The sequence below is a fragment of the Sphingomonas qomolangmaensis genome, assembly GCF_024496245.1.
Taxonomy (GTDB): domain Bacteria; phylum Pseudomonadota; class Alphaproteobacteria; order Sphingomonadales; family Sphingomonadaceae; genus Sphingomonas; species Sphingomonas qomolangmaensis.
The window spans coordinates 3,379,159-3,394,202 of sequence record NZ_CP101740.1; the positions used below are offsets into that span (position 1 = coordinate 3,379,159).

Sequence of the window (15,044 nt, forward strand, 5' to 3'; positions counted from 1 at the left end):
TTCCGCGCAAGGGGGTCAGCGACCGCCGCTACCGCACTCGACGCTGCCGATGCCGCTCTTGCGCGTGGTGCACACCGAATTGGGGCCAAGGCTTGCCGAACCGACGCCCGATACCGACACTTGGGCTGGGCCATCGATCCGTACCGCGACATCGCCGACCCCCGACAGGCTCACCTTGCCCTGGCGTGCCACGAGTTCCTCTGCGCGGATGCTCCCCGCGCCTGATACGCTGGCGTTGAGCGTGCGCGCCACACCCGCGGCGGCGATATCGCCGGTGCCCGACAGCTTGAGGGTGACGTCGCGGCCCTCGATCCGTCCGACCGCGAGATCGCCCGCGCCGCTGATTGTCGCGGTGAAGTCGCCGGTGCCGCGGTCGAGGGTGAGGCCGCCCGCGCCGCTGACGCTGGCGCCGGTCGCGCTGGGCAAGCTTACCGTGACGGTGGCGCGCGGGTTGCTGCCCCATTTCCAATTCGAGCTACGCTCGCGGCCGACGCGCAAGGTGCCGTCGACGACCTCGAGCTTCAGCTTGTCGATCACGTCCTGCGGACCTTCGGCGCGCACCGCGAAGGCGCTGCCGGTCATCACGCGGACATTGTCGGGGCCGGCGAGATCGACCTTGTCGAACCCCGACAAGGTGAAGCTGCGCTGTGCCTGCGGGCCCGCGGCTTCACCGTCATCGCCGTTGACGCTGCCACCCGAACACGCGGCAAGCATCAATGCTGCCAACGCTGCCGTCAAACCATCGTCCATCCCTGCCTCCGATCAGCTACCGTATTAGTGAAGTAATACAGCAACTGACCGCAAAGGCAAGTGGGGTAGGTTCAGGCCTCGGCCTTGTCCTTGTTGTAAATCGCAGCCGCTGCGCGCAGCACGTCGAGGATCTTCTCGAGCGCCTTGGGCTCGTCGACCTCTTCCATCGCGGCGAGTTCGCGCGCTAGGCGGCTGGCGGCGGCTTCGAAGATCTGGCGCTCAGAATAGCTCTGCTCGGGCTGGTCATCGGCGCGGAACAGGTCCCGGACCACTTCGGCGATCGACACCAGATCGCCCGAATTGATCTTGGCCTCATATTCCTGTGCGCGGCGCGACCACATGGTGCGCTTGACCTTGGGCTTGCCCTTGAGCGTTTCCATCGCCTCGCGCAGCGTCTTGTCGCTCGACAGCTTGCGCATGCCGACGCTCTCGGCCTTGTTGGTAGGAACGCGCAGCGTCATGCGCTCCTTTTCGAAGCGCAGCACGTACAGCTCGAGCTGCATGCCTGCGATTTCCTGCTTTTGCAGTTCGATCACACGGCCGACGCCGTGCTTTGGGTAAACGACATAATCACCGACGTCGAAGGACAGCGCCTTGGCAGCCATTGATACGAAACCTTTCCGTGGACCATCGAACCGGGGGGCGGGGCGGCTGCAACGGGCTTGCTGGCCGCGTGAGCACGTTCGGGTCGATGTGTTTGCGTCTCCGAGGGGCGAGGCTTTTGAGCCTCGTGGCGGATGATTTAACACAGTCGTAACAAAATTACCAGCGTGGCGAAGGGGGCGGGGTGCAGAAACGACACAAAAGCGATCGATATTTGGTGCCGGACCAACGACGCGCAATACTGGCGCGGAAACGATGTCAGTCGCGCACGAAAATCTCGGCAGGCGGCAGCGTGATGGCGAGCGAGGGCAACGCAACATCAGTGCCGCTGGGCAGCCAATCATCTACCCAGCCGGTCGCCGTGCGGCGAACATGTCGCACGCGTTCCTGTTGGGGATCGGCCAGCAGCATATCGGTGGTGCCAGGCAGTTCGCGATATTCGGCAAGTTTGACGCTCTGATCGTAGGAGGCGGTCGATGACGACAGCACTTCGACGATCAACACCGGATCGCCGAGCAATTTCTTGCCATCATTGGCAGGGCGTCCGGGGTCGCCGCAGTAGACCGCGACGTCGGGATAGCGGATGGTCTGCGTACCGGTCTGGACCGCAAAGTCCGAGTTGAAGGGCATGCAACCCGTTCCGCGGAGCGCGAGGCGCAGGGCAAAATAGACGTTGCCCGCAATACGCGCATGCGCTTGGCTGCCACCCGTCATCATGTAGATCAGGCCGTCCTCGAGCTCGGCCTTCGCATCGCCGAAATGCATCGACAGGAATTCGTCGACGTCGATGCGGCGATAGGCGGGATCGAGCGCGACTTTGGCCATGGCCGATCATAGCATTTCGCGCGGACACGAAAAAGGGCCGGGAAGTGATCCCCGACCCTTCGTCGTTCGGTGCCTTGGCGGGCGAGCGGGGTGCTCCCCGCCCGGCCGGCCGGATGCCGATCGCATGTCGGGAGCGGCGAGCCGCCCCCAAGCGCAATCAGAAGTCCATGCCGCCCATGCCGCCCATGCCGCCGCCGCCCATGGGCATTGCAGGCTTGTCGTCAGGCATCTCGCTCACCGCTGCTTCGGTGGTGATCAGCAGCCCGGCGACCGATGCTGCGTTCTGCAGCGCGGTGCGGACGACCTTGGTAGGATCGATCACGCCGGCGGATACCAGGTTCTCGTAGGTGTCGGTCGCCGCGTTGAAGCCGAACGACGTGTCGGTCTGATCAAGCAGCTTGCCCGAAACGACCGCACCGTCATGGCCGGCATTCGCCGCGATCTGGCGAACCAGCGAGGTCAGTGCCTTGCGGACGATGTCCACGCCGCGGGTCTGGTCCTCGTTCGCGCCGGTCACGCCCTCAAGTGCCTTGGTGGCATAGAGGAGCGCGGTGCCGCCACCGGGGACGATGCCCTCTTCGACGGCTGCGCGGGTTGCGTGCAGCGCGTCGTCGACGCGGTCCTTGCGCTCCTTGACTTCGACTTCCGAAGCGCCGCCGACCTTGATGACTGCAACGCCTCCGGCCAGCTTGGCCAGACGCTCCTGCAGCTTCTCACGGTCATAGTCCGAGGTCGTGACCTCGATCTGCTGACGGATCGCATCGGTGCGGCCCTTGATCGCATCGGCTTCACCCGCGCCATCGACGATGACGGTGTTGTCCTTGTCGATCGTGACTCGCTTGGCGGTGCCGAGCATGCCGAGCGTCACGGTCTCGAGCTTGATACCGAGATCTTCCGAAACGACTTCGCCCTTGGTCAGGACCGCGATGTCCTCGAGCATCGCCTTGCGACGATCGCCGAAGCCAGGTGCCTTGACCGCTGCGACCTTCAGGCCGCCGCGCAGCTTGTTGACGACCAGGGTCGCCAGTGCTTCGCCTTCGATGTCCTCGGCGATGATCAGCAGCGGACGACCCGACTGGACGACTGCTTCCAGGATCGGGAGCATCGCCTGCAGGTTCGACAGCTTCTTCTCATGGATCAGAATGTACGGATCGTTCAGCTCGACCGACATCTTCTCGGGGTTCGTGATGAAGTAGGGCGACAGGTAGCCGCGGTCGAACTGCATGCCCTCGACGACATCGAGCTCGAATTCGAGACCCTTTGCTTCCTCGACGGTGATCACGCCTTCCTTGCCGACCTTTTCCATGGCTTCGGCGATCTTCTCGCCGACTTCACGGTCGCCGTTTGCCGAGATAATCCCGACCTGGGCGATTTCGGCCGAACCCGAGACGGGCTTCGAACGCGACTGCAGATCGGCGACCACCTTGGTGACGGCCAGATCGACCCCGCGCTTCAGGTCCATCGGGTTCATGCCGGCGGCAACCGACTTCATGCCTTCGCGAACGATCGCCTGGGCAAGCACGGTAGCGGTGGTGGTGCCGTCGCCGGCGATGTCGTTGGTCTTCGAAGCGACTTCGCGGACCATCTGCGCGCCCATGTTCTCGAACTTGTCCTTAAGTTCGATTTCCTTGGCGACGGTGACGCCGTCCTTGGTGATCCGCGGCGCGCCGAACGACTTGTCGATCACGACGTTGCGGCCCTTTGGCCCCAGCGTTACCTTGACCGCGTCGGCCAGGATGTCGACGCCGCGGAGAATGCGCTCACGCGCGTCGCGGCCGAATTTTACGTCCTTGGATGCCATGATGAGGCTGTCCTTTCAGCTAAAGTGGATGAAATTGACAAAATGGAAACAATCGGAAGCCTGAAGATCAGGCCTCGACGATGCCCAGAATGTCGCTTTCCTTCATGATGAGCAGGTCTTCGCCGTTCACCTTGACCTCGGTGCCCGACCATTTGCCGAACAGGATCTTGTCGCCGGCCTTCACCTCGAGCGGGTGGATGTCGCCCGTGTCGTTGCGTGCGCCGGTACCGGCGGCGACGACTTCACCCTCTTGGGGCTTTTCCTTGGCGGTGTCGGGGATGATGATGCCGCCGGCGGTCTTCTCTTCGGCTTCGACGCGGCGAACGAGAACGCGATCGTGCAAGGGACGAAAGTTCATGCGCGCTTTCCTTTCCTGTTTAAGGGATAAAACTGGTTTAGCACTCACTCAAGGCGAGTGCTAACGAACCTCCATATGCGGCGGTGGAGGGGATTCGTCAACCGCGGCGGCACCCGATTTTGCCGCTTTCGCCCGCAAATGCGTATTGGTGGCGTAATACAGGCGTTTACCTGTCTGTACCCATGCTCTAGCGCATGACAGGAACGACGAACCGTTCGACCCGGAGGATTTTGACGTGAAGCTGGTACGCGGCGCCTGGAAATTGCTCGTGGGCATCAAGGACGGGCTGGTCCTGCTCGCGATGCTGCTGTTCTTCGGCCTGATCTTCGCGGCCTTGTCGGCGCGGCCCAACGCCGCGGCGATCACCAATGGCGCGCTGCTGGTCGATCTGAGCGGCACGATCGTCGAACAGCCCGAAGAAGGCGATCCGTTCGCGACGCTGGCGGGCGGCGACGTCGCCAAGCAGCATCGGCTGCGCGACGTGATCCGCGCGCTCGACACCGCGCAGAGCGATACGCGGGTGAAGGCGGTCGTGCTCGACATGGACAGCTTCATGGGGGGCTATCCCGCCGCGGTGTCGCAACTCGCCGAAGCGGTCGGGCGCGTACGCCAAAGCGGCAAGCCAGTGCTGGCGTTCGCCACCGCCTATTCGGACGACAGCTATCTGGTCGCGGCCAATGCCAGTGAAATCTGGATGGACCCGTTCGGCGGCACATTGTTCAGCGGTCCGGGCGGTTCGCAGCTTTATTATAAGGGGTTGATCGACCGGCTGGGGATCAACGCACATATCTATCGCGTCGGCACCTACAAGGCAGCGGTCGAGCCCTATACCCGCGCCGACCAGTCGCCCGAAGCGCGCGCCGCCAACCAGGCGCTGTACGGCGCGATCTTCAGCCAGTGGCAGGAGGCGGTGCAGAAGGCGCGGCCCAAGGCGCGGGTCGCCGAATTCGTCGCACGGCCCGATACGCTGGTGACCGCCGCCAACGGCGACATCGCGCGCGCCAACCTGACCGCGGGGCTGGTCGACAAGCTCGGCGACCGCACCAGCTTCGGCAAGCGGGTCGCCGAACTGGCGGGCGCCGATGCCGGCAAGCCTGCGGGCAATTTCAAGACGATCAAGCTGGCGAGCTGGCTGGCGGCGAACCCGTTGCCGACCAGCGGCGACGCGATCGGCGTGATCACGGTCGCTGGGACGATCATCGACGGCAAGGCCGGGCCGGGAACCGCGGCCGGTGACACGATTTCGAACCTGCTGCTGAAGGGGCTGGCCGAAAAGAAGCTCAAGGCGCTGGTCGTCCGCGTCGATTCGCCCGGCGGATCGGTGCTGGCGTCGGAAAAGATCCGCCAGGCGATCCTGCAGGCCAAAGCGCGGGGTCTCCCGGTGGTGGTGTCGATGGGCGGGCTCGCCGCGTCGGGCGGCTATTGGGTATCGACCCCCGGCGACGTGATCTTCGCCGAACCTAACACGATCACCGGATCGATCGGCATCTTCGGGGTCATCCCGACCTTCGAGAACGCGATCACCAAGATCGGCGTGACCGCCGACGGGATCGCAACGACGCCGCTGTCGGGGCAGCCCGACCTTTTCCGCGGCACCAACGCCGCGGTCGACACGATCCTGCAATCGTCGATCGAGAATGGCTATCGGCGGTTCCTGACCCTGGTGTCGCAGTCGCGCAAGCTGCCGGTCGCGCGGGTGAACCAGATCGCACAGGGACGCGTCTGGGACGGCGGCACCGCGCGCCAGCTGGGGCTGGTCGATCGTTTCGGCAGCCTGCCCGATGCGATCGCCGAGGCGGCGCGGCTGGCCAAGCTCGATCCGGTAAAGGTGCGGCCGGTCTATCTCGAAAAGGAGCCGGGCTTCGCGGCGCAGCTGGCGGCGATGTTCGCGCAGTCGGGCGACGAGGAAGCCGGCGAGGGCGAGGTCGCACGCGACATCTTCGCGCGGATGGCGGCTGAGCGGCGCGGGGTGTTCGCGCAGGCGATCGGCGACATGCGGATGCTCGCCAAGGGGCCGGCGATGCAGGCGCGCTGCATCGAATGCGCCGGTATGGGGCCGGGGGTCGCTTCGCGCGAAGATGCGCGGATCGCGGCCTTCCTCATCGAGCGCACGCTGCCATGAAGGGGATGAAGCCATGATCGCGATCCGTGCAGCCGAAGCCAGCGATGCCGCGGCGATCGCCGCGATCTACGCACCCTTCGTGATCGGCGGCACCGTGTCGTTCGAGACCGAGGCACCCGATACCCGCGCGATGCGCGCGCGGATCGCCGCGAGCGACGGCTATTATCCCTGGCTGGTGGCGACCAATGGCGGCGAAGGCGGCGGCGGGGTGCTGGGCTATGCCTATGCCGGGCGCTGGCGCGATCGGCCGGCGTATCGCTATGTCGTCGAAACCTCGATCTACATGGCGGGCGAGGCGCAGCAGCGCGGCACCGGGCGGCTGTTGTACGAGGCGCTGATCGACACATTGCGCGCGCAGGGCTTCACCCAGGCGATCGGCGTGCTGGCGCTGCCCAACGACGCATCGATCACGCTGCACGAGCAGATGGGGTTCCGCCGCGCGGGGGTGTACCGCGAAGTCGGATACAAGTTCGGGCGCTGGATCGACGTCGGCTATTGGCAGTGCCAGCTCAACGACAGCGCGATGCCACCGGTCGAGCCGCGCGCGTTCAAGGATGTGGGCGTCGTGCGCGCCTGACGTTCCCGCTCGCCACTGGGGAGACGGCTTTTCAGCGTTTGCCGCGATACGAGGGCAGCGCCAGGCGGAAATAGATTGCGGCTGCCCGGAGCGCGAAGCCCGCGGTAACCGCAACCCCCGATGCGACGATACTGGGGGCACCGAGCGCGACGATCCCGACATACAGCCCCGCGGCCAGCGCGGCGGCGGTGACATACAACTCGGGTCGCATCAGGATCGACGGTTCGCCCGCCAGCACGTCGCGGATGATGCCGCCTACGCACGCAGTGATCACCCCCATCAGGATCGCCGGGACCGGCGGCACGCCAAGCCGGAACGCCTTGGCCGCGCCGAACACCGCATAGGCGGCGAGTCCCACCGCATCGAGCCAGTCGAGCGTGTTGCCGCGCCACCAGCGCTCGGGCGTCATCCACACCAGCAACGCCGCGCCGAGGCAGATCGTCGCGAGCAGCGGATCATGCACCCAGAATACCGGCGCGCCGATCAACAGATCGCGCACCGTTCCGCCGCCGACCCCGGTGATGAGCGCGAAGAACGCCGCGGTTACGAAGGTCTGCTGCGCACGCGCCGCGGCGATCGCGCCCGATGCCGCGAAAGTGGCGATCGCGAACCAGTCGAGCAGCGGGAGGAGCGGAGCAATGGGAAGGGCGGGGGGCATGGGGCGGGCGTAGCGGGTCGCGTGAGTAGGGGCTAGAGGCGTGGCGCGTGCTTGCTCTCGCTGCGCGAATCGCGGAGGATCGGTCGTACGATACGCTGGAGCAAGCGATGCCCAAACTCACCCTCGATGCCTTTCCGCTCACCAGCGCGACTGGCTACCCGCCCGAATATGCCGGCCCGGTGCGTGACCGGTGGTATCGGCGGCTAGGCCCTGCCAGCGGACTATCGCAATTCGGGGTCAGCCATGTGACCCTGAAGCCCGGCGCGTGCTCGTCACAGCGGCATTGGCACGAGGGCGAGGACGAATTTCTGGTGATCCTGAGCGGCGAAGCGATCCTGATTGACGATGCCGGCGAGCAGGTGATGCGCCCGGGCGATTGCGCTTCGTTCCCGGCGGGGGAGGCGAACGGCCATATGCTGCAGAACCGCGCGCCATTCGATTGCGTGTTCGTTGCGGTTGGCGGGCCGGGCGACACCGATTGCCATTATCCCGACATCGATATGCATCTGGCGGCCGGGCAGGGGTTTCGGCACAAAGACGGATCATCATTTTAGGTGCGTCCTCCAAATCGGTGCTTGAAACATCGGCAGGGCGTTCCGGAGGTGAGCGATGCAGGCAGGTGTGACGGGACTGAACCACATCACGCTCGCGGTCTCCGACCTCGCGCGGTCGGTGGCATTTTATCGTGACGTTCTGGGCTTTTCGGTGCGGGCGATATGGGCTGATGGTGCCTATCTGGAAGCAGGGCGGCTGTGGCTTTGCCTGTCTCACGACCCGCAGACGCGGACATCGCCGCACCCGGATTACACCCACATTGCCTTCAGCGTGGCCGACGGGGATTACGCAGCGCTGCATGAGCGCCTTATCTCACAATGCCCGATCTGGAAGGTCGATCGGAGCGAAGGCGCCTCAACCTATTTTCTGGATCCCGACGGGCATAAGCTCGAGGTGCATGTAGGAACGCTCGAAACAAGGCTGTCTTGCTATCGCAAGCATGCGGATGAGCGCGTACAGTTCTTTGACGTCAACGCGCCCTTCTGACGCAGTAAAGCCAAACCCCTGCGTTGCGGACGTTTCCGCCGAGCGTACGAACGACCGCCTTCGAGTTTCAGGCAGTAGGGCCGGCGACGCCAACAGCGCCGCCGGCCCTGCGATCAGATGTGGATCGGCTTGCCCTGTACCGCCATCGCGGCTTCCTTGAGCGCTTCGGCATGCGTGGGATGCGCGTGGCAGGTGAGCGCGATGTCTTCGGAGGTGGCGCCGAATTCCATCGCCTGCGCCGCCTGCGCGATCATCGTGCCCGCGAGCGAGGAGATGATGTGGACGCCGAGCACGCGATCGGTCTTGGCATCGGCGATCACCTTCACGAAACCGTCGGTGTCGCGGTTGGTCTTGGCGCGGCTGTTGGCGGCGAAGGGGAATTTGCCGACCTTGATCTCGCCATGCTTGCGCGCGCCTTCCTCGGTCAGGCCGACGCCGGCAATCTCGGGCATGGTGTAGACCACGCTGGGGATGACGTCGTGGTTGATGATGCCGGTGTTGCCCGCGATGTTCTCGGCCACCGCGACCCCTTCGTCTTCGGCCTTGTGCGCGAGCATCAGCCCGGGAACGCAATCACCGATCGCCCAGACGCCGTCGACCTTGGTCGAGAAGTCGTGGTTGATTTCGATCTGGCCGCGCTGGTTCACCTCGAGCCCGATCTTGTCGAGCCCGAGCTTGTCGGTATTGGGGCGGCGGCCGATCGAGACCAGCACCGCGTCGGCCTGGATCGTGGTCGCTTCGCCGCCGGCGGCGGGTTCGGTGGTGACGGTCGCCTTGCCACCCTCGACGCTAACGCCGGTAACCTTGGTCGAGGTCTTCATCTCGAAGCCCTGTTTCTTGAAGATCTTGGCCGATTCCTTGCGGACCTCCTCGTCGAAGCCGGGGAGGATCTGGTCGACATATTCGACCACGGTGACCTTGGCACCCAGGCGCAGCCAGACGCTGCCGAGCTCGAGGCCGATCACGCCGCCGCCGATCACCACCAGATGCTCGGGCACCTTGGGAAGCGCGAGCGCGCCGGTCGAATCGACGACGATGCCGGCGTCGTTGTCGATCTCGACGCCGGGGAGCGGGGTGACCGACGAGCCGGTGGCGATAACGATGTCGCGCGCGGTGATCGTGCGATCGCCGACCTTCACAGTCGAGCTATCCTCGAAGCTCGCATAGCCCTTGATCCACTCGACCTTGTTCTTCTTGAACAGGAAGGCGATGCCGCCGGTCAGCTCGCCGACCGCCTTGGCCTTTTCGGCGTGCATCTGGTCGAGGTTGAGCTTCACCCCCTCGATCTCGACGCCGAACTTGGCGAGCGCGCCATGGCTGGCTTCGGCGAACAGTTCGGACGCGTGGAGCATTGCCTTCGAAGGAATGCAGCCGACGTTGAGACAGGTGCCGCCGAGCGTCACGCGTCCCTCGACGCATGCGGTGCGCAAGCCCAGCTGCGCGGCGCGGATCGCCGCGACGTAGCCGCCGGGGCCCGAGCCGATCACCAGAACGTCGAAGTCGTATTCAGCCATTGCCAAGCCTTTTTGTCGTGCTCCGGCGCAGGCCGGAGCGTTGGCGTTATGCGATGTCGTCGAAAAGGTCGCGCCAGTCGGCATTCTTCTCTTCGATCAACCGCAGCTTCCACGCGCGTTTCCACTTTTTCATGCGATATTCGTGGGCACGCGCGTTCTGGAGGTCATCGTGATATTCGTACCAGACCAGCAGTATGCAATCCTTGTCGTCCGAATGTCCGACAATAAGTCGATTACGATGCTGGAACGCGCGCTGGACCAGATTGCTGGCGACCCCCAGACTAGGTCTGCCCGCGCCGATGATTGGCCATGAGGTACACATAGCCAGGCTTCATGCGCGATTACCCAACGCTCCGGCCTTCGCCGGAGCACTGCGAGCGATCGCGCCACTCAACCATTATCGCCTCACAGGTCGATCAGGATGCGCGTCGGGTCTTCGATCGCGTTCTTGAGCGCGACGAGGAAGGTCACCGCTTCGCGGCCGTCGATCAGGCGGTGATCGTAGCTGAGCGCAAGATACATCATCGGACGCACCACCACCTGGCCGTCGCGGACGACGGGGCGATCCTCGATGCGGTGGAGGCCGAGCACCGCCGACTGCGGCGGGTTGATGATCGGGGTCGACATCAGCGAACCGAACACCCCGCCGTTCGAGATGGTGAAGGTACCGCCCTTCATCTCGTCCATCTTGAGCGTGCCGTCCTTGGCGCGCTTGCCGAAATCGCCGATCGTCTTTTCGACCTGCGCGACGCTCATCTTGTCGGCGTCGCGGATGACGGGAACGACGAGGCCCTGCGGTGCCGAGACCGCGACCGAGATGTCGGCATAATCGTGATAGACGATCTCGTCGCCGTCGATCTGGCCGTTGACGCTGGGCACGTCCTTGAGCGCCATGCAGGCGGCCTTCACGAAGAAGCCCATGAAGCCGAGCTTCACGCCATGCTTCTTCTCGAACAGCTCCTTATACTTCGTGCGCGCTTCGATGACCGCGGTCATGTCGACATCGTTGAAGGTGGTGAGCAGCGCGGCGGTGTCCTGCGCTTCCTTCAACCGCTTGGCGATCGTCTGGCGCAGGCGGGTCATCCGGACGCGCTCCTGTGAACGCTCGCCACCGGCGGTGGCGGGGGCGGCAACAGGCGCGGGGGCTGCGGCGGGGGCCGGGGCAGGCGCTGCGGCCTTGCCCGATGCGGCGGCGGTAACGTCCTCGCGGGTGATGCGACCGTCCTTGCCCGAACCCTTCACCGTCGCAGGGTCGACACCATGTTCGAGGATCGCGCGGCGAACCGACGGTGACAGCGCGGCGGCGTCGAGCCGGGCGGGTGCTTCGGCCGGCGCAGCAGGCGCAGGCGCGGCTTCCGGCTGGGGAGCCGCAGCCGGTGCGGGTGCGGCGGGTGCGGCAGCCTTTGGTGCCGCAGCGGCGCCGTCGCCGGCATCGATCGAGCCGATCACCGCGCCGACGTTCACCGTGTCGCCGGCATTGACGCTGTGCGCGCCCATCACCCCGGCGGCGGGTGCGTTCACCTCGACCGAGACCTTGTCGGTTTCGAGGCTGGCGACGGGCTCATCGGCGGCGACGGCGTCGCCGGGCTGCTTGAGCCATTCGCCCAGGGTCGCTTCGGTGATCGATTCACCCAAGGTCGGCACGAGGATTTCGGTAGCCATCAGTCTTCCTTTCGCGACCCCGCAACCGCGGGGCGTGAGAATAGTCAAATCGTTCAGCCGGCAGCCTTGCCGGCGGTGCGTTCGTCTTCGGTCTTGCGCGCGCGGCGGATTTCCTCGCGCACGCTATGGCCAAGCGCATCGGCGACCAACGCGCCTTGCTCGGCCTGGTGCCGCTTCATCAGCCCGGTGGCGGGCGATGCCGCCGCGGTGCGACCGGCATAGCGCGGACGCGAAGGCGCGCCGGCGACTTCGCCCAGGCATTCCTCGATGAACGGCTCGACGAAGAACCATGCGCCCATGTTCTTGGGCTCTTCCTGTGCCCAGACGACCTCTTCGAGATTGGTCATGCGCTCGAGGCGCTTGACCAGCGGCTCGCCAGGGAAGGGGTAGAGCTGTTCGAGGCGGACGATCGCGGTGTTCTTGTCGCCGGCGGCGTCGCGCGCCTCGATCAGGTCATACGCGACCTTGCCGGTGCAGAGGACCAGCCGCTTCACATCGGCGTCTGCCGGCGGGGTGGGGTCCGACAGGATGCGCATGAAGTGGCTCGCACCCTGGAAGTCCGACGCCTTCGACACTGCCATCTTATGCCGCAGCAGCGACTTGGGGGTCATCACTACCAGTGGCTTGCGGAAATTGCGGTGCATCTGGCGGCGCAGCAGGTGGAAATAGTTCGCCGGCGTCGTGCAATTGGCGACCTGCATATTGTCCTGTGCGCACATTTGCAGGAAGCGCTCGGGACGTGCCGACGAATGCTCGGGGCCCTGGCCCTCATAGCCGTGCGGCAGCAGCAGGACGAGGCCGTTGGCGCGCAGCCACTTGGCTTCTCCGCTAGCGATGAACTGATCGATCATGATCTGCGCACCGTTCATGAAGTCGCCGAACTGCGCCTCCCACAACACCAAGGTCTTGGGGTCGGCGAGCGCGAAGCCATATTCGAAGCCGAGCACACCATATTCGCTGAGCGGCGAGTCGAGCACCTCGAAGCGGCCATGCGGGATGTCCTTGAGCGGCACGTAGCGATGCTCGTCGGTCTGATCGACCCACACTGCATGCCGCTGGCTGAAGGTACCGCGCCCCGAATCCTGCCCCGACAGGCGGACGCCATAGCCCTCTGACAGCAACGATCCGAACGCGAGTGCCTCACCGGTCGCCCAGTCGAAATTCTCGCCCGACTTGAACATGCCGCGCTTGGCATCGAGCACGCGCGCCAGCGTCTTGTGGATCTCGAGCCCCTCCGGAACGTCGGTGAGCGTGCGGCCGAGCGAGTCGAACAGCTTGGTTTCGATGCCGGTCTCGATGTTGCGCCGCGAGCTTTCCTCTTCGGCGGGCATGTGCAGCCCCGACCAGCGACCAGCGAACCAATCGACCTTGTTGGGCTTGTAGCTCTTGGCAGCCTCGAACGATTCCTCGAGTTCGGCGGTGATCTCGGCGACCTTGGCGGGGACGAACTGGTCGTCGATCACGCCTTCGCTGACCAGGCGCTTTGCATAGACTTCGCTGACCGGCGGATGCTGCTTGATCTTGGCGTACATCAGCGGCTGGGTGAAGCTCGGTTCGTCGCCCTCGTTATGGCCAAAGCGGCGGTAGCACCACATGTCGATGACGATGTCGCGCTTGAACGCCTGACGGAATTCGATCGCCATCTTGCATGCGAAGGTGACCGCTTCGGGATCGTCGCCATTGACGTGGAACACCGGCGCCTGGACGCCCTTGGCGACGTCCGAGGGATAGGGCGACGAGCGCGCGAATTGCGGGCTGGTGGTGAAGCCGACCTGGTTGTTGATCACGAAGTGCAGGCAGCCGCCGGTATTGTAGCCGCGGATGCCGGAGAAGCCGAGGCATTCCCACACGATGCCCTGGCCAGCGAAGGCCGCGTCGCCATGGATGAGCACGGGCAGGACGCTTTCGTGTTTCTCGAGGTCCTGGCGGAAGGTCTGCTGCGCGCGCACCTTGCCGAGGACCACGGGGTTCACCGCCTCGAGATGCGAGGGATTGGCGACCAGCGACATATGGACGTTGACGCCGTCGAACGCGCGATCGGTCGACGTGCCCAGGTGATATTTCACGTCGCCCGATCCGCCGACCTCGTCAGGATTGGCCGAGCCGCCCGAAAATTCGTGGAAGATCACCCGCGTCGGCTTGGCCATCACGTTGGCGAGCACGTTGAGGCGGCCGCGATGCGCCATGCCGTAGACGATCTCGCGCACGCCCATCGCGCCGCCGTACTTGATGATCGATTCGAGCGCGGGAATCATCGCTTCGCCACCGTCGAGGCCGAAGCGCTTGGTGCCGACATATTTGCGGCCCAGGAATTTCTCCCATTGCTCGGCCTGGACGACCTTGCTCAGGATCGCCTTCTTGCCCTCGGGGCTGAACCCGATCGCCTTGTCGCGGCCTTCCATGCGCTCCTGGAGGAAGCGGCGCTCCTCGACATCGGCGATGTGCATATATTCGAGCCCGACATTGCCGCAGTAATTCTTGCGCAGCGTGTCGACGATCTCGCGGATCGTGCCGGTCTGCATGCCGAGCGCGCCGCCCAGGAACACCGGACGGTCTATCTCGTCGTCGCTGAAGCCATGATATTCGGTACGAAGATCGGCGGGCATCTCGTGCTTGGCGATGCCGAGCGGGTCGAGCTTGGCGGCGAGGTGGCCGCGCACGCGATAGGTTCGGATCAGCATCATCGCGCGGATCGAATCATTCGCAGCGCGCTGGATGTCGGCGGCCGAAGGGGCAGGCGCGGCAGCGGCCGGCTTGGGTGCGGGAGCGCCGCCCTTGGCGAGCTTGGGCTCGACCTGCATCTGCGTGGGATCGAGCGCTGCGGTGAGCGCGTCGGTGTCCTTGGGCGGCCAGTTGCTGCGCGCCCAGCTAGGGCCGGTCGCGGTCGACTCGAGTCCCTCGAAAAAGGCGCGCCAGCCGGGTTCGATCGAGCCGGCATCGGCTTGGTAGCGCGCGTACATCGCGTCGACGAACGCGGGGCTGACGCCGCCTGCGATCTCGCTGAAATCCTGACCTTCGTAACCCATTTCAATCACCTCTTTCCCTCGCCCCTGGAAGGGAAGAGGGTTGCGAAGACTTGGTCCGCGCCTTCGCGGGCCTAGTCGTAGCTGGGTGAGGGGTTGCGGTCGCACTT

At 65.0% G+C, this 15,044-nt stretch carries 14 protein-coding genes; 4 read left to right on the plus strand and 10 right to left on the minus strand.

The annotated features are described in order from the left end of the window. Positions 1 to 15: 15 nt before the first annotated feature. The 5 genes from NMP03_RS15925 to groES form a co-directional block, all read right to left on the minus strand. Entirely contained in the window at positions 16 to 750 is a 735-nt protein-coding gene (locus NMP03_RS15925; RefSeq protein ID WP_256506477.1) for a head GIN domain-containing protein, read from the minus strand. A gap of 71 nt (positions 751 to 821) precedes the next feature. Continuing rightward, complete coding sequence (locus NMP03_RS15930; RefSeq protein WP_256506478.1) at positions 822 to 1,355, minus strand: CarD family transcriptional regulator; 534 nt, start codon at positions 1,353 to 1,355, stop codon at positions 822 to 824. A gap of 256 nt (positions 1,356 to 1,611) precedes the next feature. Beyond that, complete coding sequence (locus NMP03_RS15935) at positions 1,612 to 2,178, minus strand: Uma2 family endonuclease (protein WP_256506479.1); 567 nt, start codon at positions 2,176 to 2,178, stop codon at positions 1,612 to 1,614. Between the two features lie 157 nt (positions 2,179 to 2,335). Next, positions 2,336 to 3,979 carry a chaperonin GroEL gene (gene groL / locus NMP03_RS15940; RefSeq protein WP_256506480.1) on the minus strand — a complete coding sequence of 548 codons (1,644 nt, stop codon included), beginning with the start codon at positions 3,977 to 3,979 and terminating at the stop codon, positions 2,336 to 2,338. A 67-nt stretch (positions 3,980 to 4,046) separates the two neighbouring features. Further along, entirely contained in the window at positions 4,047 to 4,337 is a 291-nt protein-coding gene (gene groES, locus NMP03_RS15945) for a co-chaperone GroES (RefSeq protein WP_256506481.1), read from the minus strand. Positions 4,338 to 4,572: 235 nt separating this feature from the next. Here groES and sppA point away from each other — a divergent pair, with 235 nt between their 5' ends. Both sppA and NMP03_RS15955 read left to right on the plus strand, forming a co-directional pair. Beyond that, a complete protein-coding gene (gene sppA, locus NMP03_RS15950) occupies positions 4,573 to 6,459 on the plus strand; it encodes a signal peptide peptidase SppA (RefSeq protein ID WP_256506482.1) in 1,887 nt (628 codons plus the stop codon). Positions 6,460 to 6,472: 13 nt separating this feature from the next. Beyond that, positions 6,473 to 7,036, plus strand: coding sequence for an arsinothricin resistance N-acetyltransferase ArsN1 family B (locus NMP03_RS15955; protein ID WP_256506483.1), 564 nt, complete (start codon positions 6,473 to 6,475; stop codon positions 7,034 to 7,036). Positions 7,037 to 7,067: 31 nt separating this feature from the next. Here NMP03_RS15955 and NMP03_RS15960 read toward each other — a convergent pair whose 3' ends face one another. Next, on the minus strand, positions 7,068 to 7,694 hold the full coding sequence (locus NMP03_RS15960) for a trimeric intracellular cation channel family protein (protein ID WP_256506484.1): 627 nt from the start codon (positions 7,692 to 7,694) through the stop codon (positions 7,068 to 7,070). 107 nt (positions 7,695 to 7,801) lie between these two features. On the opposite strand from NMP03_RS15960, the gene NMP03_RS15965 reads away from it, so the two are divergent. Together NMP03_RS15965 and NMP03_RS15970 are read left to right on the plus strand one after the other, a co-directional pair. Continuing rightward, entirely contained in the window at positions 7,802 to 8,248 is a 447-nt protein-coding gene (locus NMP03_RS15965; protein ID WP_256506485.1) for a cupin domain-containing protein, read from the plus strand. A gap of 55 nt (positions 8,249 to 8,303) precedes the next feature. Continuing rightward, positions 8,304 to 8,735: a VOC family protein gene (locus NMP03_RS15970; protein WP_256506486.1), complete on the plus strand. Its 432-nt coding sequence runs from the start codon at positions 8,304 to 8,306 to the stop codon at positions 8,733 to 8,735. A 113-nt stretch (positions 8,736 to 8,848) separates the two neighbouring features. On the opposite strand, the gene lpdA is transcribed toward NMP03_RS15970, so the two are convergent. From lpdA to NMP03_RS15990, 4 genes are all read right to left on the minus strand, one after another. Beyond that, on the minus strand, positions 8,849 to 10,249 hold the full coding sequence (gene lpdA / locus NMP03_RS15975) for a dihydrolipoyl dehydrogenase (protein ID WP_256506487.1): 1,401 nt from the start codon (positions 10,247 to 10,249) through the stop codon (positions 8,849 to 8,851). A gap of 46 nt (positions 10,250 to 10,295) precedes the next feature. Further along, complete coding sequence (locus NMP03_RS15980; RefSeq protein ID WP_406697959.1) at positions 10,296 to 10,571, minus strand: GIY-YIG nuclease family protein; 276 nt, start codon at positions 10,569 to 10,571, stop codon at positions 10,296 to 10,298. A gap of 83 nt (positions 10,572 to 10,654) precedes the next feature. After that, complete coding sequence (gene odhB / locus NMP03_RS15985; RefSeq protein WP_256506488.1) at positions 10,655 to 11,911, minus strand: 2-oxoglutarate dehydrogenase complex dihydrolipoyllysine-residue succinyltransferase; 1,257 nt, start codon at positions 11,909 to 11,911, stop codon at positions 10,655 to 10,657. 53 nt (positions 11,912 to 11,964) lie between these two features. Continuing rightward, positions 11,965 to 14,937 carry a 2-oxoglutarate dehydrogenase E1 component gene (locus tag NMP03_RS15990; protein ID WP_256506489.1) on the minus strand — a complete coding sequence of 991 codons (2,973 nt, stop codon included), beginning with the start codon at positions 14,935 to 14,937 and terminating at the stop codon, positions 11,965 to 11,967. Positions 14,938 to 15,044: the final 107 nt, after the last annotated feature.

Coding starts and splice junctions, on each gene's coding strand:
- NMP03_RS15930 (WP_256506478.1), bottom strand. CDS start 1,355: ATGGCTGCCAAGGCGCTGTCCTTCGACGTCGGTGATTATGTCGTTTAC.
- lpdA (WP_256506487.1), bottom strand. CDS start 10,249: ATGGCTGAATACGACTTCGACGTTCTGGTGATCGGCTCGGGCCCCGGC.
- groES (WP_256506481.1), bottom strand. CDS start 4,337: ATGAACTTTCGTCCCTTGCACGATCGCGTTCTCGTTCGCCGCGTCGAA.
- NMP03_RS15925 (WP_256506477.1), bottom strand. CDS start 750: ATGGACGATGGTTTGACGGCAGCGTTGGCAGCATTGATGCTTGCCGCG.
- NMP03_RS15955 (WP_256506483.1), top strand. CDS start 6,473: ATGATCGCGATCCGTGCAGCCGAAGCCAGCGATGCCGCGGCGATCGCC.
- NMP03_RS15980 (WP_406697959.1), bottom strand. CDS start 10,571: ATGTGTACCTCATGGCCAATCATCGGCGCGGGCAGACCTAGTCTGGGG.
- NMP03_RS15970 (WP_256506486.1), top strand. CDS start 8,304: ATGCAGGCAGGTGTGACGGGACTGAACCACATCACGCTCGCGGTCTCC.
- groL (WP_256506480.1), bottom strand. CDS start 3,979: ATGGCATCCAAGGACGTAAAATTCGGCCGCGACGCGCGTGAGCGCATT.
- odhB (WP_256506488.1), bottom strand. CDS start 11,911: ATGGCTACCGAAATCCTCGTGCCGACCTTGGGTGAATCGATCACCGAA.
- NMP03_RS15935 (WP_256506479.1), bottom strand. CDS start 2,178: ATGGCCAAAGTCGCGCTCGATCCCGCCTATCGCCGCATCGACGTCGAC.
- NMP03_RS15965 (WP_256506485.1), top strand. CDS start 7,802: ATGCCCAAACTCACCCTCGATGCCTTTCCGCTCACCAGCGCGACTGGC.
- NMP03_RS15990 (WP_256506489.1), bottom strand. CDS start 14,937: ATGGGTTACGAAGGTCAGGATTTCAGCGAGATCGCAGGCGGCGTCAGC.
- NMP03_RS15960 (WP_256506484.1), bottom strand. CDS start 7,694: ATGCCCCCCGCCCTTCCCATTGCTCCGCTCCTCCCGCTGCTCGACTGG.